Annotated in this window: 19 protein-coding genes and 1 other annotated feature; all 19 genes read right to left on the bottom strand. The window is 35.9% G+C overall.

Features of this window, described 5'->3' with window-relative positions; genetic code table 11:
- Nucleotides 1–31: 31 nt before the first annotated feature.
- Nucleotides 32–445 carry a 30S ribosomal protein S12 gene (gene rpsL / locus ACM6UH_RS12200; protein ID WP_002484156.1) on the bottom strand — a complete coding sequence of 138 codons (414 nt, stop codon included), beginning with the start codon at nucleotides 443–445 and terminating at the stop codon, nucleotides 32–34.
- Nucleotides 446–539: 94 nt separating this feature from the next.
- Complete coding sequence (locus ACM6UH_RS12205) at nucleotides 540–794, bottom strand: ribosomal L7Ae/L30e/S12e/Gadd45 family protein (RefSeq protein WP_011303837.1); 255 nt, start codon at nucleotides 792–794, stop codon at nucleotides 540–542.
- Nucleotides 795–951: 157 nt separating this feature from the next.
- Nucleotides 952–4,548, bottom strand: a complete 3,597-nt coding sequence (rpoC, locus tag ACM6UH_RS12210) for a DNA-directed RNA polymerase subunit beta' (RefSeq protein ID WP_162489488.1) — start codon at nucleotides 4,546–4,548, stop codon at nucleotides 952–954.
- 166 nt (nucleotides 4,549–4,714) lie between these two features.
- A complete protein-coding gene (rpoB, locus tag ACM6UH_RS12215) occupies nucleotides 4,715–8,266 on the bottom strand; it encodes a DNA-directed RNA polymerase subunit beta (protein WP_047502362.1) in 3,552 nt (1,183 codons plus the stop codon).
- Between the two features lie 198 nt (nucleotides 8,267–8,464).
- Complete coding sequence (locus tag ACM6UH_RS12220) at nucleotides 8,465–9,073, bottom strand: class I SAM-dependent methyltransferase (RefSeq protein WP_011303840.1); 609 nt, start codon at nucleotides 9,071–9,073, stop codon at nucleotides 8,465–8,467.
- A 225-nt stretch (nucleotides 9,074–9,298) separates the two neighbouring features.
- Nucleotides 9,299–9,667, bottom strand: coding sequence for a 50S ribosomal protein L7/L12 (gene rplL, locus ACM6UH_RS12225; protein WP_002484162.1), 369 nt, complete (start codon nucleotides 9,665–9,667; stop codon nucleotides 9,299–9,301).
- A gap of 41 nt (nucleotides 9,668–9,708) precedes the next feature.
- On the bottom strand, nucleotides 9,709–10,218 hold the full coding sequence (gene rplJ, locus ACM6UH_RS12230; RefSeq protein WP_002484163.1) for a 50S ribosomal protein L10: 510 nt from the start codon (nucleotides 10,216–10,218) through the stop codon (nucleotides 9,709–9,711).
- Nucleotides 10,219–10,296: 78 nt separating this feature from the next.
- Nucleotides 10,297–10,444: a sequence feature (ribosomal protein L10 leader region), on the bottom strand.
- Nucleotides 10,445–10,526: 82 nt separating this feature from the next.
- Nucleotides 10,527–11,222 (bottom strand): 50S ribosomal protein L1, encoded by a 696-nt coding sequence (gene rplA, locus ACM6UH_RS12235; RefSeq protein ID WP_002484164.1) that lies wholly within the window; start codon nucleotides 11,220–11,222, stop codon nucleotides 10,527–10,529.
- A gap of 231 nt (nucleotides 11,223–11,453) precedes the next feature.
- Nucleotides 11,454–11,876, bottom strand: coding sequence for a 50S ribosomal protein L11 (rplK, locus tag ACM6UH_RS12240; protein WP_002484165.1), 423 nt, complete (start codon nucleotides 11,874–11,876; stop codon nucleotides 11,454–11,456).
- A 454-nt stretch (nucleotides 11,877–12,330) separates the two neighbouring features.
- Entirely contained in the window at nucleotides 12,331–12,879 is a 549-nt protein-coding gene (gene nusG, locus ACM6UH_RS12245) for a transcription termination/antitermination protein NusG (protein WP_048787671.1), read from the bottom strand.
- A 14-nt stretch (nucleotides 12,880–12,893) separates the two neighbouring features.
- Nucleotides 12,894–13,073 (bottom strand): preprotein translocase subunit SecE, encoded by a 180-nt coding sequence (gene secE, locus ACM6UH_RS12250; RefSeq protein WP_002484168.1) that lies wholly within the window; start codon nucleotides 13,071–13,073, stop codon nucleotides 12,894–12,896.
- A 128-nt stretch (nucleotides 13,074–13,201) separates the two neighbouring features.
- On the bottom strand, nucleotides 13,202–13,345 hold the full coding sequence (gene rpmG, locus ACM6UH_RS12255; RefSeq protein ID WP_011303843.1) for a 50S ribosomal protein L33: 144 nt from the start codon (nucleotides 13,343–13,345) through the stop codon (nucleotides 13,202–13,204).
- Nucleotides 13,346–13,475: 130 nt separating this feature from the next.
- Nucleotides 13,476–14,051, bottom strand: coding sequence for an RNA polymerase sigma factor (locus ACM6UH_RS12260; protein WP_047502384.1), 576 nt, complete (start codon nucleotides 14,049–14,051; stop codon nucleotides 13,476–13,478).
- Between the two features lie 74 nt (nucleotides 14,052–14,125).
- Complete coding sequence (locus tag ACM6UH_RS12265) at nucleotides 14,126–14,647, bottom strand: NYN domain-containing protein (RefSeq protein ID WP_011303845.1); 522 nt, start codon at nucleotides 14,645–14,647, stop codon at nucleotides 14,126–14,128.
- The gene (rlmB, locus tag ACM6UH_RS12270; protein WP_002484171.1) at nucleotides 14,644–15,393 is read right to left on the bottom strand and encodes a 23S rRNA (guanosine(2251)-2'-O)-methyltransferase RlmB; all 750 of its coding nucleotides are present in this window, start codon (nucleotides 15,391–15,393) and stop codon (nucleotides 14,644–14,646) included. The genes ACM6UH_RS12265 and rlmB overlap by 4 nt, the downstream gene beginning before the upstream one ends.
- Before the next feature lie 7 nt (nucleotides 15,394–15,400).
- The gene (locus ACM6UH_RS12275) at nucleotides 15,401–15,787 is read right to left on the bottom strand and encodes a Mini-ribonuclease 3 (protein WP_011303846.1); all 387 of its coding nucleotides are present in this window, start codon (nucleotides 15,785–15,787) and stop codon (nucleotides 15,401–15,403) included.
- A 1-nt stretch (nucleotide 15,788) separates the two neighbouring features.
- A complete protein-coding gene (gene cysS, locus ACM6UH_RS12280) occupies nucleotides 15,789–17,189 on the bottom strand; it encodes a cysteine--tRNA ligase (protein ID WP_048787670.1) in 1,401 nt (466 codons plus the stop codon).
- Complete coding sequence (gene cysE, locus ACM6UH_RS12285; RefSeq protein WP_047502426.1) at nucleotides 17,173–17,814, bottom strand: serine O-acetyltransferase; 642 nt, start codon at nucleotides 17,812–17,814, stop codon at nucleotides 17,173–17,175. Before cysE ends, cysS begins: the two co-directional genes overlap by 17 nt.
- A 346-nt stretch (nucleotides 17,815–18,160) precedes the next feature.
- Nucleotides 18,161–19,615, bottom strand: coding sequence for a glutamate--tRNA ligase (gltX, locus tag ACM6UH_RS12290; RefSeq protein WP_048787669.1), 1,455 nt, complete (start codon nucleotides 19,613–19,615; stop codon nucleotides 18,161–18,163).
- Between the last annotated feature and the right edge of the window lie 116 nt (nucleotides 19,616–19,731).

A 19,731-nucleotide genomic window follows, 5' to 3' on the forward strand; every position in this document is an offset into this window, starting at 1 on the left:
TTTTATAGCGAAAATTTACGCAATCTTAAACTTATTTTTTAGGTTTTTTAGTTCCGTATAATGAACGGCCTTGTCTACGTCCATCAACACCTGAAGTATCAAGTGCACCACGTACGATATGGTAACGTACACCAGGTAAGTCTTTTACACGTCCACCACGTACAAGTACAACACTGTGTTCTTGTAAGTTATGTCCGATACCAGGGATATACGCATTGATTTCAATGTTGTTAGACAAACGAACACGCGCATATTTACGTAACGCTGAGTTAGGTTTTTTAGGTGTCATAGTACCGACACGAGTACAAACCCCACGTTTTTGTGGTGAATTTAAATCAGTAAATTTTTTCTTTTTACTGTTAAAATTTCTGTTTAATGCTGGTGAATCAGATTTTTTTGATTTACTTTGTCTTGGTTTGCGTACCAATTGATTAATAGTTGGCATGATTAGTTCCTCCTTTCCTCATTTATAATCCCACACATCCAGGTGGTTCATTTTAAGGGTAAATAAAATTTAGTAAGAATCATTCTTACTAATCTCATTTTAATAATGCAACAATAGCTGCATTAACGTTTATACCTACATATTTCCCTAAAGCTTGTTTGCTTTCGAAAAATGAAACAGGTATGTGTTTGTGATTGATTTGGCTCAACACGCGAGTCATAAGATGAACTTCTACGTCTTCAGCGATAATCAATGATGTAACTTGATCTTTATTCAAAGCTTTTAGCGTTTGTTTAAGACCAATAACAAAATGTTGTTTGTTAAAGCGTGCAACTTTTTCATTAGACATATAAATATCCTCCAAAGTTCTGCTTGCATCAACCTTAATAATAATAACATTTTCATTACTGCTGAGTCAACTTTAAATCCAATAATTTTGCAAAAATAATTAAAAAACAAAGTGATCGAAAATCGCATTCCGACCACCTTGTTCATTTAACTCAAAATTATATTTCAGTAGTTTGTACTTCTTCTACAATTTCAGTTTCAGGTGAAGCTTTATCGTATTCAACATCTCTATAACGTCTCATACCTGTACCAGCTGGAATTAATTTACCGATAATAACATTCTCTTTAAGACCGAGTAAGTTATCACGTTTACCTTTAATTGCAGCATCAGTAAGTACACGTGTTGTTTCTTGGAATGAAGCCGCTGATAAGAAGCTTTCAGTTTCAAGAGACGCTTTCGTAATACCTAGTAATACTGGTTTAGCTGTTGCAGGACGTTTACGTTCTTTAAATGCTTCACGGTTGGCATCAGTAAAGTTATGAATATCTACTAATGAACCTGGAAGTAACTTAGTATCTCCAGCTTCAATGATACGTACTTTACGTAACATTTGTCTTACCATAACCTCAACGTGTTTATCATCGATTTCAACACCTTGCATACGGTAAACTTTTTGAACTTCTTTTAGTAAATAACTTTCTGTTGCATTTAAACCTGATACAGATAAATAGTTCTTAGGCTCAATTGAACCTTCTGTTAGAACTTCACCACGTTCAACACTTTGTCCAACTTCTACTTTCAATCTTGAAGTACCAGAAGCTAGATAAGATTTCGTTTCATTAGCGCCTTTAATTACAATTTCTTGTTGGCGATCTTTCGCTAATTTGATGTCATCAACAACACCTTCGATTTCAGTAATCACGGCTTGACCTTTAGGATTACGTGCTTCGAAGATCTCTTGGATACGAGGAAGACCTTGTGTGATATCGCTACCTGCTACACCACCTGTATGGAATGTACGCATTGTAAGCTGTGTACCTGGTTCACCAATTGATTGGGCAGCAATTGTACCAACTGCTTCACCAACTTCAACTTTTTCACCAGTTGCAAGGTTTTTACCGTAACATTTTTCACATACACCATGACGTGTGTTACATGTAAATGCTGAACGGATATACATTTCCTCAATACCAGCATCAGTAATTTTCTTAGCGATTTCTGCAGTTACTAATTCGTCAGGATTAACAATTACTTCATTTGTTTCTGGATGACGAATTGTTTCTTTAGAATAACGACCTTCAATACGTTCGATGAATGGTTCAATCATTTCAGTACCTTCTTTGATATCTGAAACAAGTAAACCACGGTCAGTACCACAATCTTCCTCACGTACAATAACATCTTGAGCAACGTCAACAAGTCGACGAGTAAGATAACCAGAATCGGCTGTTTTAAGTGCTGTATCGGCAAGACCTTTACGCGCACCGTGAGTAGAGATGAAGTATTCTAACACTGTTAAACCTTCACGGAATGAAGACGTGATTGGTAATTCGATAATTTCACCAGAAGGCGCAGCCATAAGTCCACGCATACCTGCTAACTGTGTAAAGTTAGACGCGTTACCACGGGCACCAGAGTCACTCATCATAAAGATAGGGTTTGTTTCTTCTAGTGAGCCCATCAATTCGTTTTGAATTTGATCTTTGGCATCTGTCCAAATTTCGATTACTGCGTTGTAACGTTCAAAATCAGTGATTAAACCACGATTAAATTGTTTCGTTACTTTTTCAACGAGTTTTTCATGTTCATCTAAGATATCTTGTTTGTCTGGTAGTACCACAATATCAGATACACCAACAGTGATACCTGCTTTAGATGAGAACTTGAATCCTAAGTCTTTCATTCTATCTAACATCATTGACGTATCAGTGATACTGAAACGGTTGAACACTTCTGCAATAACATTTCCTAGGAAATTCTTATTGAAAGGTTTGATTAACGGTTGTTCATCAAAGTAAGCTTTCAAGCCTTCTTCACCAATTTCAGTTGGTGCAATGAAATATTTCTCAGGTGTTTTATTTTCCAAGTTCGTTTGTGTTGGTTCATTGATATATGCAAATGAATCAGGAATGATTTCATTAAATATTACTTTACCAACAGACGTTAGTAAGATTTTTTTGTTTTGTTCTTCAGTGAAAGTAGGATTATTGAATGATGCTGCGTGTACACCAATTCTTGTATGCAAGTGAACGTAGCCATTTGCATAAGCTTTTAGTACTTCGTTCGTATCATTATAAATCGTACCTGTATTCACTGCTTCTTTACGCTCTAATGTAAGGTAATAGTTACCTAATACCATATCTTGTGATGGTGTAACAACTGGTTTACCATCTTTAGGGTTCAAGATGTTTTGCGCTGCTAACATTAACATACGCGCTTCAGCTTGAGCTTCTTTAGATAATGGTACGTGAACAGCCATTTGGTCACCATCAAAGTCGGCATTATAAGCTGTTGTAGCAAGTGGATGTAGACGGATCGCACGACCTTCAACAAGTGTAGGTTCAAATGCTTGGATACCTAATCTGTGAAGTGTAGGTGCACGGTTTAAAAGAACTGGGTGTTCTTTAATAACATCTTCTAATACGTCCCATACTTCATCATCCATGCGCTCAATTTTACTTTTCGCGTTTTTGATGTTTGTCGCAATTTCACGTTGAACTAATTCTTTCATAATGAAAGGTTTGAACAATTCAAGTGCCATTTCTTTAGGTAGTCCACATTGATACATTTTCAAGCTAGGTCCAACTGCAATAACTGAACGACCTGAATAGTCAACACGTTTACCTAATAAGTTTTGACGGAAACGACCTTGTTTACCTTTTAACATGTGTGAAAGTGATTTTAATGGACGGTTACCTGGACCAGTTACTGGACGGCCACGACGACCATTATCAATAAGTGCGTCAACAGCCTCTTGTAACATACGTTTTTCATTTTGTACGATGATGCCAGGAGCACCTAAGTCTAATAAACGTTTCAAACGGTTGTTACGGTTGATAACACGGCGGTATAAATCATTTAAATCACTTGTCGCAAAACGTCCACCATCTAATTGAACCATTGGTCTGATTTCTGGTGGGATAATTGGAAGTACGTCTAAGATCATCCATGCTGGGTTGTTACCAGAATGTCTGAATGATTCAACAACTTCTAAACGTTTAATTGCACGAGTAAGTCTTTGACCAGTAGCTGATTCCAACTCATCACGTAAGTGCTTGAGTTCAGCATCTAAATCAATTTCTTCAAGTAATTCTTTGATACCTTCAGCACCCATTTTAGCTGTGAATTTACCAGGGAATTTATCATAGTATTCTCTGAATTCAGCTTCAGATAATAATGTCTTTTTCTCTAATCCAGTTGGTCCTGGATTAACAACAACGTATGAAGCAAAGTAAATAACTTCTTCTAACGCTCTTGGTGACATGTCTAATAATAGACCCATACGGCTTGGAATACCTTTGAAATACCAAATGTGTGATACAGGTGCAGCTAATTCAATGTGCCCCATTCTTTCACGGCGCACTTTAGATTTAGTTACTTCTACGCCACATCTATCACAAACCATACCTTTGTAACGTACGCGTTTGTATTTACCACAACTACATTCCCAGTCTTTTGTAGGTCCAAATATTCTTTCACAGAATAGACCATCTTTTTCTGGTTTTAAAGTACGATAGTTTATTGTTTCTGGCTTTTTAACCTCACCAAAAGACCATGAACGGATTTTTTCAGGTGAAGCAAGTCCTATTTTCATATAATGGAAATTATTTACATCAATCAAGGAGCCTACCTCCTTCAATTTAGATTAGCTGTGCAAATTGATTGATTGCTCTATATCAATAATGAAATGCCCGCTTAGAGTGTGCACTAATTAAGCACACAGCTCTTCACGGCATATTCATTTATAAACTTAAATGCAATTAGTCTGTAACTTCTTTTTGTGATTGTGGAGCATCTTTTTGTTGAAGATCCACTTTACGTTCAACGACATCTTCTTCTTCATTATCTTGCATGTCAATTTCATTGTCATGCTCGTCCATGATTTTAACATCTAGTCCTAAACTTTGTAATTCTTTCATCAATACTCGGAATGATTCAGGAACACCTGGTTTAGTAATATTTTCACCTTTAACAATAGATTCATATGTTTTCACACGACCTACTGTATCATCGGATTTGTAAGTTAAAATTTCTTGAAGTGTATATGCAGCACCGTAAGCTTCAAGTGCCCATACCTCCATTTCACCGAAACGTTGCCCACCAAATTGTGCTTTACCACCAAGTGGTTGTTGCGTTACAAGTGAATATGGTCCAGTTGAACGTGCGTGTAGTTTGTCATCAACCATGTGTGCAAGTTTCAGCATGTACATAACGCCGACTGAAATTCTGTTATCGAATGGTTCACCCGTACGTCCATCGTATAATACTGTCTTACCATCACGAGCCATACCAGCTTCTTCAATTGTTGACCAAACGTCTTCATCACTTGCACCATCAAATACTGGTGATGCAACGTGAATACCTAAGTTTTTAGCAGCCATACCTAAGTGTAGCTCTAATACTTGTCCGATATTCATACGTGAAGGAACACCAAGTGGGTTCAACATGATATCGATTGGTGTGCCGTCTGGAAGATATGGCATATCTTCTTCAGGAACAAGTTTAGAAATAACACCTTTGTTACCATGACGACCACACATTTTATCTCCTACGTGAATTTTACGTTTTTGAACGATATAAACACGCACTAATTGGTTAACACCTGGAGATAATGTATCGTCTCCTTCTTCACGGTTAAAGACTTTAACATCTAGAACAATACCACCTGCACCATGAGGTACGCGTAATGATGTATCGCGAACTTCACGTGCTTTTTCACCAAAGATAGCGTGTAGTAAACGTTCTTCTGCAGTTAATTCTGTTACACCTTTAGGCGTTACTTTACCTACTAAAATGTCACCATCATTAACTTCAGCGCCGACGTATACAATACCACGGTCATCTAAGTTTTTAAGTGCACTGTCAGAAACGTTAGGAATATCGCGAGTGATTTCTTCAGGTCCTAGTTTCGTATCACGCGCTTCTGATTCATACTCTTCAATATGAATAGACGTATATACGTCATCTTTAACTAGGCGTTCACTCATAATAACAGCATCCTCATAGTTGTAACCGTCCCAAGTCATGAAACCAACAACTACGTTTCTACCTAATGCCATTTCACCAAGTTCCATTGAAGGACCATCGGCTAAAATTTCACCTTTAGTTACTACGTCACCAGAAGCAACGATAGGTCTTTGGTTATAACAAGTACCCGTATTTGAACGTTTGAATTTAGCTAATGGATAGCGATCTAATTCGCCTTCGTATTCTTGACCGTCTTCTTCGATAAGTTGACGAACAAGAATTTCATTAGATTCAACGTGCTCAACGCGACCTTTACGTTTTGCAACAATTGCTGCACCAGAGTCACGTGCTGCCACGTGCTCCATACCTGTACCTACAAATGGTGATTCTGGATTCATCAATGGCACTGCTTGACGTTGCATGTTCGCACCCATCAATGCACGGTTAGAGTCATCGTTTTCTAAGAAAGGAATACATGCTGTCGCTGCAGAAACAACTTGTTTAGGTGAGACATCCATATAATCCATTTTTTCTTTGGCCATAACTGTATTATTACCACGGAAACGACAAACAACTTCGTCTGCTGTGAAACGGCCATTCTCGTCTAATGTTGAGTTTGCTTGTGCTACAACATAGCTATCTTCTTCATCAGCTGTTAAATAGTCAATTTGATCCGTGATTGAATTCGTTTCAAGATCCACTTTACGGTAAGGTGTTTCAATAAAGCCGAATTCATTTACACGCGCATAACTAGATAACGAGTTAATAAGTCCGATGTTTGGACCCTCTGGCGTTTCAATTGGACACATACGGCCATAGTGAGAATAGTGAACGTCACGTACTTCCATTTGAGCACGTTCACGCGTTAAACCACCAGGTCCTAGAGCTGATAAACGACGTTTATGCGTTAACTCAGCTAACGGATTCGCTTGGTCCATGAATTGTGATAATTGTGAACTACCAAAGAATTCTTTGATAGATGCAATCACTGGACGAATATTGATTAATTGTTGTGGCGTTACAGAATCAGTGTCTTGGATAGACATTCTTTCACGTACAACACGTTCCATTCTTGATAAACCAATACGGAATTGGTTTTGTAACAATTCACCTACTGAACGTAGACGACGGTTACCAAGGTGGTCAATATCATCTGTGAAGCCAATACCACTTAATAAGTTAAAGAAGTAAGACATTGATGCAATAATATCTGCTGGTGTAATACATTTCACTTCTGAATCAGGGAATGCATTACCAATCACTGTCGTTGTACGTCCTTCTTCATCGTTAGGAACATAAACTTTAATAGATTGAATTTCAACAGGTTCATCAATCACTGTACCTTCTAACTCAAAGACTTCACTGTTAGCATTTGCTTCCAGTACATCCATGATTTCATCGAGATTACGACGATCAAGCACAGTACCTTCTTCAGCAACAATTTCACCTGTTTCAGTATTAACAATAGGTTCTGCTAATTTTTGATTAAACAAGCGGTGTTTTAAATGAAGTTTTTTGTTTGCTTTGTAACGACCTACGCTTGCTAGGTCATAACGTTTCGGATCGAAGAAACGAGAATATAAAAGACTCTTAGCATTTTCTACTGTAGGTGGTTCACCAGGGCGTAAACGCTCATAGATTTCTAATAGCGCTTGATCTGTTGTTTCTGTACCATCTTTTTCTAAAGTATTACGTAAATACTCATTGTCACCTAAAAGATCAACGATTTCTTGATCTGTAGAGAAACCTAAAGCACGTAATAATACTGTTAATGGTAATTTTCTAGTTCTATCAATACGTACGTAAACAACATCTTTTGCATCTGTTTCATATTCTAACCAAGCACCACGGTTTGGAATAATTGTAGCATCGAAGTTGGTACGACCATTTTTATCTAGTTTTTCATTGAAGTATACGGATGGTGAACGAACTAATTGTGAAACGATAACACGTTCAGCACCGTTAATTACGAATGTACCTGTATCTGTCATTAATGGGAAATCACCCATAAACACTTCTTGTTCTTTTACTTCGCCAGTTTCCTTGATAATCAAACGCACTTTAACACGTAGAGGTGCAGAATACGTTGTATCACGGTTTTTAGATTCTTCTAAATCATATTTCGGTTCTCCAAGTCTGTAATCTACAAACTCTAAAGATAGATTGCCTGTGAAATCTTCAATCGGAGAAATGTCTCTAAACATTTCTAATAAACCTTCTTCTAAGAACCAATCGTAAGACTTAGTTTGAATCTCAATTAAATTCGGTAATTCTAATACCTCTGAAATTCTCGCATAGTTTCTACGTTTACGATGTCTTCCATATTGGACAAATTGACCTGCCAAACAGATTCACCCCTCAAAAATTGCGTGTTTACTTTTACTAAATCACCCAATATAATTAGACAAAAAGAAAACGGTAGCATACTCATGACACCATTTTCTATTTCACCTTATATACATTGTTAATTTATACGTAAAAGTACACACTTATTGAACATAATTTTTTACATTCTATTACTATATCAGAATACAACTATTTAATCAACCTTTTACACTTCTTAAAATGTAGTAGCCTTTGCTCTTTTCTAATACTTCCACGTTATCGAATGTTTCTTGCATTTTTTTCTTTGCTGACGGCATACCTTGTTTTTTCTGAATTACTACATACAAGGCGCCACCTTGTTTCAATTTATTAAAAGCATCTTCTAAAATACTGTGAACGACTTGCTTTCCTGCTCTAATCGGCGGATTAGTCAGTACAAAATCATAAGTGTTATCTTCTACTTGTGATAAACCATTACTTTCAATAATCTCAGCATTGTCTATACGGTTTCTTTTTTTATTTTTTCTTGATAATGATAGTGCTCTTTGGTTAATATCAACCATTGTCACTTCGTGATGTGGGGAAACTTTTGCAATCATTAAACCGATAGGGCCATAGCCACAACCAACGTCTATAATTTTCTTCGTGGGACCAGGAGGATATGCTTTCAAAAATGTTGTCACTAATAAATCAGAGCCGAAGTCTATTTTTCCTTTAGAAAATACACCTGAATCTGTTATTAGTTCTAAATCATGGTTATCGTAGGAGTACGTAAAAAGCAACTCATCACTTTCTACTTCAGGATTTTCATCATAGTAATGATTCATGACTACACCTCTTTAATCTAATTCTTCTTAGATTAATACTATACCCGTTTGATTGGATATTGATCAAATAAGATAAAACCCCGTTATATGGATAACGGGGTTTTCACTTCTCAAAGATATCAGCCTATCTATAGCGCACTTAATCCCAACGTACCGAAGTAGTTGCTGCATTAAGCAACGCAGATAAGCCTCAATATATAATTATGAATTGTTAGCAAGCTAGAATTATTTTAATTCTACTGTAGCGCCAACTTCTTCTAATGCTTCTTTAAGTTTTTCAGCTTCTTCTTTAGGTAAAGCTTCTTTGATTACTTTAGGAGCTCCGTCAACTAATTCTTTAGCATCTTTTAATCCTAAGCCAGTAGCTTCTTTAACAGCTTTAACGACTTTAATTTTAGATGATCCAGCTGAAGTTAATTCAACATCGAAATCAGTTTTTTCAGCTTCAGCGTCTCCGCCTGCTGCTGCGCCTGCTGCTGCTACTGGAGCTGCTGCAGTTACACCAAATTCTTCTTCAATTGCTTTTACTAAGTCGTTTAATTCTAAAACTGACATTTCTTTAATTGCTTCAATGATTTGTTCTTGATTAGCCATTTTTAATATTCCTCCATTAATTTTAATTAGTTTATGCGCAATTATTCAGCGCTTTCTTCTTTTGATTCTTTGTCTTCTCCAACAGCTTTAACTGCATAAGCGAAGTTGCGTACTGGAGCTTGTAATACTGATAAAAGCATAGAAACAAGACCGTCGTGTGATGGTAATGTACCAACAGTGTTAACTTCTTCAGCAGAAATAACATTGCCTTCCATAACACCTGTTTTAATTTCTAATGCTTGATGTTCTTTTGCAAATCCTGCGATAACTTTTGCTGGAGCAACAACATCTTCTGTTGAAGTAGCAACTGCAGTAGGACCTACTAAGAATTCATCTAAACCGTCAATACCAGCTTGTTGAGCTGCACGACGAACCATAGTGTTTTTCAATACTTTGTATTCAACACCAGCTTCACGTAATTGTGAACGTAATTCAGTTACTTCAGCAACGCTTAGACCACGATAGTCAACGATAACTGTAGATACTGAGTTTTTAAGTTGTTCAGCAATAATATCAACTTCTTGTTTTTTTGCATCGATGATTGCAGACATTTAGACACCTCCATAGATTTTAGTTTGGTGCTTTTAATTTTGAAGTTCTGTGGATTGACGTTCGTCAGTTCCTCAGATTATCCAATAAAAAAAACACTTTCTACCCACGGCAAAAAGTGCTTGAAAGATCTAAAATCTTCACGTTCAAGTCAATTTTAGCCTCGGTAGGATCAAATTTTAAGTTATTACTAACTCCTACTGTCTTAGGTAAAATAATACATTAACCAATATAACTAAATTAATGTACAATGTCAATATTTTTTAAAGACTGAAAGTAAACCTTTCAGCCTTTTTCATTTATTTATAGATTATAGTTTGAAGCTTGAAGTATCAACTTTAACTCCAGGACCCATTGTTGTAGTTACAGCAACAGATTTGAAGTACGTACCTTTAGCTGAAGCAGGTTTTGCTTTAGTTAATACGTCTTGTAAAGTTTTGAAGTTTTCAACAAGTTTGTCAGTATCAAATGATGTTTTACCAATTGATGCATGAACAATACCTGATTTCTCAGCACGGTATTCTACTTTACCAGCTTTGATTTCTTCAACAGCTTTTTTAACGTCCATAGTTACTGTTCCAGTTTTAGGGTTAGGCATTAAACCTTTAGGTCCTAATACGCGACCAAGTTTACCAACTTCGCCCATCATGTCTGGTGTAGCTACTACTACGTCAAAGTCAAACCAACCTTGTTGGATTTTTTCTACATATTCGCCTTCGCCAACGAAATCAGCACCTGCTGCTTCAGCTTCTGCTGCTTTGTCTCCTTTTGCGAACACTAATACACGTTGTGATTTACCAGTACCGTTTGGAAGCACTACTGCTCCACGGATTTGTTGATCATTTTTACGAGTATCAATACCTAAACGGAATGCTACTTCAACTGATGCATCAAAGTTAGCGATGTTTGTTTCTTTAGCTAGTTCAACAGCTTCTTCAACATTGTAGTGTTTTAAGCGATCGATTTTGCTAGCTGCTTCTTGATATCTTTTGCTTTTTTTAGCCATTTCATGTTCCTCCTTTAGTGGTTTTAGCGGAATTTCCTCCCACATTTACTTGCTTTCACAAGTTAAGAGCAGATAACAGTGAGGTCAAAATTGTATTTTATCTTAGGAATTAACATTCCTTAATAAATGACATTTCTCCTCATATTACGACAATATTGAACGCTGTCATCATGTTTGTCATTTCTGTCATCTGCTTCTATCGTCAATCTATGTTTTCATTACTAATTTATATTATTGAACTGTGATACCCATACTACGAGCAGTACCTTCGATAATACGCATAGCTGCTTCTTCGTCTGCAGCATTTAAATCTTGCATTTTTTGGTTTGCAATTTCACGTACTTGATCTTTAGTTACTGTAGCAACTTTTGTTTTGTTAGGTTCGCCTGAACCTTTTTCAACGCCTGCTGCTTTTTTAAGTAGTACTGGCGCCGGTGGAGTTTTTGTAATAAATGTAAATGAACGGTCTTCATAAACACTGATTTCTACCGGAATAATTAAACCTGCGTCTTCTTGTGTACGTGCGTTGAATTCCTTACAGAATCCCATAATATTCACACCTGCTTGACCTAATGCTGGACCAACTGGTGGTGCTGGATTTGCTTTACCTGCAGGAATTTGTAATTTAACAACTTTTTCTACTTTTTTAGCCACGATGTGCACCTCCTTGATATCGTGATGTGGTCACAGGACTCAGTTTTGTCCTCCCACTCTTCTACATTTCGTGACGAAATGAACGCTCTATGAGCGCGACCACAGTATTATAACATTAACCCATTACATAAAGCAATGGTAATTTGTAAAATTTTGGGAACGGAATATAAATCTAATATCACTACAATAATGCCCGTATCCCACATGAGCAAGATGACTAGTGTTAATGAGCCCTAATTTTAAAGGCTTTTTAATCTAGCCAACAACCGCCTCCTTAACTATTAGCAAAGACCAAAATGCTATAGCTTTTAGCTTCTGTTAATACGTGAGGCCAAACTCATCTTTTTCTTCTAAATTATTTCAGTAATCAGCTGTACTTAATGTATATAAAATCATACTTCTAACTTTTGCAAGTTGCGTATGACCTCTATCAGTATCAACGTCCTGATATGCCTTACAGTTTTTCAACTTGATCAAATTCTACTTCTACTGGTGTTTCTCTACCAAACATGTCTACAAGAACAGTAAGTTTGAATTTATCCGCTTCAATTTCTCGAACTTCACCAACTTGATTTGCAAATGGGCCTGATTTAATTCTTACTTGTTCACCTAAGTCAATTTGAACATCGATTGTTTTTTCTTTCATGCCCATTTGTTTAAGGATGAAGCGTGCTTCTTCAGGAAGTAATGGATTTGGCTTTGATCCAGCACCAGCTGAACCAACAAATCCTGTTACACCAGGTGTATTTCTTACGATATACCATGATTCGTCAGTCATTACTAACTCGACTAGCACGTATCCTGGGAATGTTTTTTTAGTTAATGTTTTGGCTTTGCCATCTTTAACTTGTGTTTCTTCTTCTTCTGGTATAACAACTCTGAATATTTGTTCAGTCATATTCATAGATTCAACACGTTTTTCTAAATTCTTTTTCACTTTATTCTCATAACCAGAATAAGTATGCACAGCATACCAACGCTTTGCGCCAACTTCTTCAGACATGTCGTCACTCCTATCTATTTAATTAACTCTATAATTCTACCAATTCCTAAGTCTAAGGCATAGAAGAATACTAAGAAAAATACTACTGTAGCTACAACAATGACTGTGTATTTAAATAATTCTTCTTTCGTTGGCCAACTTGTCTTTTCCATTTCTGACTTTACGCCTTGGAAGAAATTCTCTTTTTTAGCCATTTATAAGACCTCCGTATATTTCGTTATTCCTTATTTGCTTATTCCATGCAACAAATCAAGCAAATACAATACTCTCAACTTAAATGGAAGGGCATATTCACTCAATTGTAAATTTAATATGTCGTTTGTTATTTCGATTCTTTATGCAACGTATGTGCATTACATCTCGGACAATATTTCTTCAATTCCAGTCTAGATGCAAGATTACTCTGTTTGGGAACGTTATAATTTCGATTACCACACACTTCACAATTCAATGGTACTTTTTTCATTCGTCTTCCCCTTACTCATTATAATACCAATATACTATACATAATTTCTAAGTCAATTGTCAATCGGCAATAGCGTCTTTGTACGTGATATGCTATATATTCAGACCGTTACAATTAAATAAAACACGCGCTATTTCTCATTTTCTAAATAGCGTCTTAATTTCATTTTACAACGATGTATCGCATTGTAAACCACTTTGATTTGTATATTTAGTGTTTCAGCAATTTCTTTCGGCTTAAAGTCATTTAGTAAACAGATTACGATACTTTTTTCTAAGACCGTCAGTTTCATTAATCCCTGTTGTAATTGACTTCCTATCTCTAAAGCTAATATATGTTTATCAAGTGGGTGTTCTGTTTTACTATTTTGATAATTGACTATAAATTCATTGACCAGCATTTCTTGTCGTTGGTTGCCATAGCATTTTTTACGTATATAATCATTTTTTACATTTTTTATCACACGATTTACATAATGCTCAATAGGTGTGTCATCAGTGAAATCAAATTTTTTAAATGCACAGTATAATCTTACGAGCACATCTTGACACAAATCTTCTTGGTCGTTTGGATGTATAGCAAAATGATATAAACGTCTACGAATCATTGGGCTTAAGACTTTAAAAATTTCAGGCACATCGATTGGTTTGGTTCTCTTTTCTCCATTAATTAAAGTGTTAGTTGGAATGCGGTTATTTCTTGTCATTACTGTTATCCTTTCCTTGAAGTAAAGAAAGATTACAGCAGTTGGACTGAAAAAAGCAAACTACGCTATAATAATTAATGATTATCGCCGCGTCTTAATTTTTCAAATTCTTCAAGAATTTCATTTGAAAGTTCGATACGCGTTCTGGGTTTCTGTTCATTAAATCCATCTAGCTTTTTCGATACAGAAATTTCATTTTCTCTTAAATCTCTCCACATTTCTCTTGAAGACACACGATATGCACCTGCACCAAAAATAGCATGTTGCTCACTCATATCGCTCGTAACCACTGTAATATGTCTTGTATGTTTGTCATATAAGTCATATACATAACGTTCAATGTAGCTATCTGCAGTTTCTTTTTCTTTTGTAAAAATCGTTTTAACACCATGATACATATATTCTGTAGGCGCTCCGGATTGTTCATAAGCATCGAATACGCAGACAACTTCATCCGCAATGACTGCGTTATAGTTCGCTATAGCAATGAGCAATTGTTCACGTGCTTCTTCAAGGTTATCTTGTGCAATACGACTTAATTCCTGCGATTGTCCAATCATATTATATCCATCAATGATTAAATAACGATCTTTCATGCTTTATCTCCGATATAATTACGTTTGCGGAAAACTTCATACATCATTAAACTTGCTGCTACTGATGCATTTAGACTGTTAACATGACCTACCATTGGAATATTGATATAGAAATCGCATTTTTCTTTAACTAAACGGCTCATACCTTGACCTTCACTACCTATGACAATACCTAGTGGCATGCCAGCATCCATTTCTCTATAGTCCGTTGAATTTTCAGCTTCAGTACCAACAATCCAATAGCCGTTATCCTTTAGCGTTTCAATCGTGTTAGCCAAATTAGTCACCCTCATTACTGGTATATGCTGAATAGCGCCCGTCGATGCTTTGGCAACCGTTTGTGTTAAAGCAACTGAACGTCTCTTAGGAATTATGACACCATCAACACCTGAAGCATCTGCGGTTCTTAAGATTGATCCTAGGTTATGTGGGTCTTCTAAACCATCTAAAATTAATACTGTTGATAATTTATCTTGTGCTTTTTGTTGCGCAACAAATGCATCAAAGTCCGCATATTCATATGGAGCAATGTAAGCAGCAACACCCTGGTGAGGTGAATCTGACAATCCATCTATTTTAGATTTCGGTACAGATTGAACTATAATTTTATTACTATTCGCTAATTTTAAAATTTCGTTGATTTGGCCTTTTTTGATAGTATCTTGAATCAGAATTTTATTAATAGTATGTCCTGAGACAATAGCTTCTTTTACTGCATGTCGACCAACAATTACGATCTCTTCCATAGTATCACTACCTTTCGTCTACGATTTGTACAATTTGTTCTAATAGTGCCGCTAAACGTGCATCTTCTTTTTCTAAATATAAATAACCAATGATTGCCTCTAGCCCAGAACTTTTTCTATATGTTTGAATATCTGTATTTTTTGCTTTGGTATAACTTTTAGCGTTTCTACCTCGACGCACGATATCTAATTCTTCTTCTGAAAACCATTCATTTTCCATTAATGACTCTAGCGTCAGCGCTTGACTCTTAGCTGAAACGTAGCGTTTAGCTTCTTGATGTAAACGATTAGGCTTTGCTTTTAATTTTAAAACGATATATGCTCTCACGTGTTGATCTAAGACAGCGTCACCCATGTAAGCAAGTGTCAACGGATTTAATAATTTATTATTCATATTAGCCACGTTTAAATCTCACACCTTGAGGCGTGTCTTCTAATATAATATTTTGTTCTTTTAGTTGATCACGTATTTCATCTGCTCGAGCGAAATCTTTATCTTTTCTTGCATTGTTTCTTTCTTCAATCAGCGCTTCGACTTCTTCATCTAGTAGTTCATCACTATCTTTGCCTTTCAAAGGCACTCCTAGTACATCACTAAAGATTTGATAAACTTCTTTAAAACGTCCAAGTACTTTCGTAGACGTTGTGTTTTCTAGCACGTATTTATTTGCTAATTTAGCCAAATCATACCAAGCAGTAATAGCATTCGCTGTATTAAAATCATCATTCATAACGGTTTCAAATTGCTCTAAAATTTTATCTATTTCAGCAATATAATCACTTTGCGCTTCAATATCTGTAGCAATTGCTTCACGTTCTTCAATCGCTTGATAGCTGTTACGTACACGTTCCAAACCGCTTTTAGCCGCTTCGACAAGTTCCATATTATAATTAATAGGACTTCTATAATGTACACTAATCATGAAAAAGCGTAATACATCTGGATCAATTTGTTTGATGATGTCGTGTACTAAAACAAAGTTGCCTAATGATTTACTCATTTTTTCATTATCTATATTGATGAAACCATTATGCATCCAATAGTTCGCAAACGGCGCGTGGTTATGTGCCTCTGATTGCGCAATTTCATTTTCATGGTGTGGGAACTGTAAATCTGTACCACCCGCATGAATATCAATTGTGGCACCCAATTCATGATAAGCCATTACTGAACATTCAATATGCCAGCCAGGTCTACCTTCACCAAATGGGCTTTCCCAACTGATTTCACCTGGTTTAGCTTGCTTCCATAACGTAAAATCTAATGCATCTTCCTTCTGTTCACCCTGTTCAATACGTGCGCCTACTTTTAAATCATTTAAAGATTGATGGCTTAATTTACCGTAATCTTGGAATTTTCGTGTTCTAAAATAAACATCGCCGCCACTTTCATAGGCAGAACCTTCATCAACGAGGTCTTTTATAAAGTTAATGATGTCATCCATATGATTCATAACACGTGGATTAGACGTTGCTTTTTTTACATTTAACGCACCTACATCTTCGTAGAATGCATCAATGTAGCGATCAGCAATCGTTTCAACTGATTCGTCCAATTCTTTTGAGCGTTTAATTAATTTGTCATCTACATCTGTAAAATTTGAAACAAATACGACTTCATAGCCTTGATATTCAAAATATCTTCTTACTACATCGTAATTGATAGCTGGTCGTGCATTTCCGATATGAATATAATTATATACAGTTGGTCCACAAACATACATTTTAACTTTACCAGGTTCAATTGGTTCAAACGTCTCTTTTTGACGCGTTAATGTATTATATAATGTAATCATCTTGTATCTCTCCATTTCTTGTTTTCTCAAGTTGTTTTTCAAGTTCTTTTAATTGCTCGTAGATTGGGTCAGGTAAATTACGGTGATCAAATGTTTTGCCAATACGTCTGCCGTCTTGTTTTACAATGTGTCCTGGAATACCAACTACAGTTGAATAACTAGGTACACTATTAAGTACGACTGAGTTCGCACCGATATTCACATTTGAATTAATTGTAATATTACCAAGTACTTTTGCTCCCGCAGCAATAAGTACATTATCCCCTATATCTGGATGGCGTTTTCCTTTTTCTTTACCCGTACCGCCTAATGTAACGCCTTGATAAATCGTTACATTATCTCCAATTCGACAAGTTTCTCCAATCACTACGCCCATACCATGGTCAATGAATAAACGTCTACCGATTTGGGCGCCTGGGTGAATTTCAATACCTGTAAAAAAGCGTGTAATTTGTGAAATTAATCTCGCTAAGACATATTTTTTCTTTTTATATAGTTCATGTGCAATCAAATGACTCCAGACCGCGTGCACGCCTGCATATGAAGTAACAACTTCTAAAGTTGTACGTGCTGCAGGATCTTGTTCAAACACCATATTTACATCGTCTTTTATTCTTTTCAACATCTTAAACAAGGTTGCTACCTCCTTATAAAAAAGCACCCCTAACTTTATTGTTAGAGGTGCTTTTGCACGGTTCCACTCTCATTTTATATAAGCAATTGCCTAAATCAAACTTTGTACTGATTGATATCAAGTCTATTCCTTATAATTCTCATTTAAGTTATTCACTTTATTTGCACAAAGGTGCATTCTGTAATTTAAGTGATGTGCTCACAGCTACCGCACACTCTCTTGACACCGTCCATCACATACTAATCCTTTGCTGATTTCAATGTTAATCATAGGTTGTTTATTGTAATTTTTCAAGTGTTATCTATTTAACACAACCTTTACAATATTCAACGCTTATTTATACATATTTTTTCAAACGTGATAATACTTTATCTTTACCTAATACTTCAATTGTATTTGGTAATTCTGGGCCATGCATTTGACCAGTAACAGCAACACGGATAGGCATAAATAATTGTTTACCTTTGATACCCGTTTCTTTTTGAACTTCTTTAATCGTTTTTTTAATTTCAGCAGCTTCAAATGGTTCAAGTGCTTCTAATTTACTATATAAATGGTTCATCAATTCTGGTACTTGCTCACCTGCAATAACTTCTTGCTCATCGTCACCTAATGTTTGTTCATCACGGAAGAATAATTCCGATAACGGTACAATTTCTCCAGCATAGCTCATTTCTTTTTGATAAAGTGAAACAAGTTTACGTCCCCAATCTAGGTCCGCTTCACTTGGATTTTCCGGTAACAATTCAGCTTTAATTAAGTGAGGTAAAGCTAATTCAAATACTGTTTCAGTATCTTTTTGTTTCATATATTGATTATTAACCCATGCAAGTTTCTGTTTATCGAAAAATGCTGGCGATTTAGATAGGCGTTTTTCATCAAAGATTTTAATAAAGTCTTCTTTAGAATAAATTTCATCTTCGCCTTCAGGTGACCAACCTAATAATGTAATAAAGTTAAATAATGCTTCAGGTAAATATCCTAAATCACGATATTGCTCGATAAACTGTAGGATTTGACCGTCACGTTTACTTAATTTTTTACGTTCTTCGTTTACGATAAGTGACATATGTGCAAATCTTGGTGCTTCCCAACCAAATGTTTCATAAATCATTAATTGTTTTGGTGTGTTTGAAATATGGTCATCACCACGAATAACATCTGAAATTTCCATGTAATGGTCATCGATAGCTACCGCAAAGTTATACGTTGGGATACCATCTTTTTTAACAATGACCCAGTCACCCATGTTATTTGAATCAAATGAAATTTCACCTTTAACCATATCATCAAATGAATATGTCGTATTTTTAGGTACACGGAAACGAATTGAAGGTTTGCGACCTTCCGCTTCAAATTGTTGACGTTCTTCTTCAGTTAAATGTGCATGTTTACCACCATAACGCGGCATTTCACCACGTTCGATTTGCTGTTGACGCTCTTCTTCTAATTCGTCTTCAGTCATATAACATTTGTAAGCTTTGTCTTCATCCAATAATTGTTGAATCAGCGGATTATAAATTTCTGCACGTTCAGACTGACGATACGGTCCATAACCTTTATCTTTATCAACAGATTCATCCCATTCGATACCTAACCATTTTAAGTTATCAAATTGTGATGATTCTCCATCAACTAAATTACGCTTACTATCCGTATCTTCAATACGAATTACAAAATCACCATCATAATGTTTAGCAAATAAATAGTTAAATAATGCAGTTCTTGCATTACCGATATGCAAATATCCAGTTGGACTTGGTGCGTATCTCACTCTTACACGATCACTCATTATGTTCACTCCCGTTTTATCATATTAATTATTTTCAACATACGTTATTAATGTAAAATGCGTTTCACAAACGCAATAAATAAGCCGAACGCATATCTTTTATCTACTTATCATTT

Source organism: Staphylococcus sp. LKG4-2, from assembly GCF_050955665.1.
Taxonomy (GTDB): Bacteria; Bacillota; Bacilli; order Staphylococcales; family Staphylococcaceae; genus Staphylococcus; species Staphylococcus saprophyticus.

Bases quoted from the DNA above. Each gene is read 5' to 3' on its own strand.
- rpoC (WP_162489488.1), bottom strand. From the start codon at position 4,548: ATGAAAATAGGACTTGCTTCACCTGAAAAAATCCGTTCATGGTCTTTT.
- rpmG (WP_011303843.1), bottom strand. From the start codon at position 13,345: ATGAAAAAAGTACCATTGAATTGTGAAGTGTGTGGTAATCGAAATTAT.
- ACM6UH_RS12275 (WP_011303846.1), bottom strand. From the start codon at position 15,787: ATGAATAATAAATTATTAAATCCGTTGACACTTGCTTACATGGGTGAC.
- ACM6UH_RS12260 (WP_047502384.1), bottom strand. From the start codon at position 14,051: ATGACAAGAAATAACCGCATTCCAACTAACACTTTAATTAATGGAGAA.
- rplL (WP_002484162.1), bottom strand. From the start codon at position 9,667: ATGGCTAATCAAGAACAAATCATTGAAGCAATTAAAGAAATGTCAGTT.
- ACM6UH_RS12265 (WP_011303845.1), bottom strand. From the start codon at position 14,647: ATGAAAGATCGTTATTTAATCATTGATGGATATAATATGATTGGACAA.
- nusG (WP_048787671.1), bottom strand. From the start codon at position 12,879: ATGTCTGAAGAAGTTGGCGCAAAGCGTTGGTATGCTGTGCATACTTAT.
- gltX (WP_048787669.1), bottom strand. From the start codon at position 19,615: ATGAGTGATCGTGTAAGAGTGAGATACGCACCAAGTCCAACTGGATAT.
- rlmB (WP_002484171.1), bottom strand. From the start codon at position 15,393: ATGGAAGAGATCGTAATTGTTGGTCGACATGCAGTAAAAGAAGCTATT.
- rplJ (WP_002484163.1), bottom strand. From the start codon at position 10,218: ATGTCTGCAATCATCGATGCAAAAAAACAAGAAGTTGATATTATTGCT.
- secE (WP_002484168.1), bottom strand. From the start codon at position 13,073: ATGGCTAAAAAAGAGAATTTCTTCCAAGGCGTAAAGTCAGAAATGGAA.
- cysE (WP_047502426.1), bottom strand. From the start codon at position 17,814: ATGTTGAAAAGAATAAAAGACGATGTAAATATGGTGTTTGAACAAGAT.
- ACM6UH_RS12220 (WP_011303840.1), bottom strand. From the start codon at position 9,073: ATGAATCATTACTATGATGAAAATCCTGAAGTAGAAAGTGATGAGTTG.
- rplA (WP_002484164.1), bottom strand. From the start codon at position 11,222: ATGGCTAAAAAAAGCAAAAGATATCAAGAAGCAGCTAGCAAAATCGAT.
- ACM6UH_RS12205 (WP_011303837.1), bottom strand. From the start codon at position 794: ATGTCTAATGAAAAAGTTGCACGCTTTAACAAACAACATTTTGTTATT.
- cysS (WP_048787670.1), bottom strand. From the start codon at position 17,189: ATGATTACATTATATAATACATTAACGCGTCAAAAAGAGACGTTTGAA.
- rpsL (WP_002484156.1), bottom strand. From the start codon at position 445: ATGCCAACTATTAATCAATTGGTACGCAAACCAAGACAAAGTAAATCA.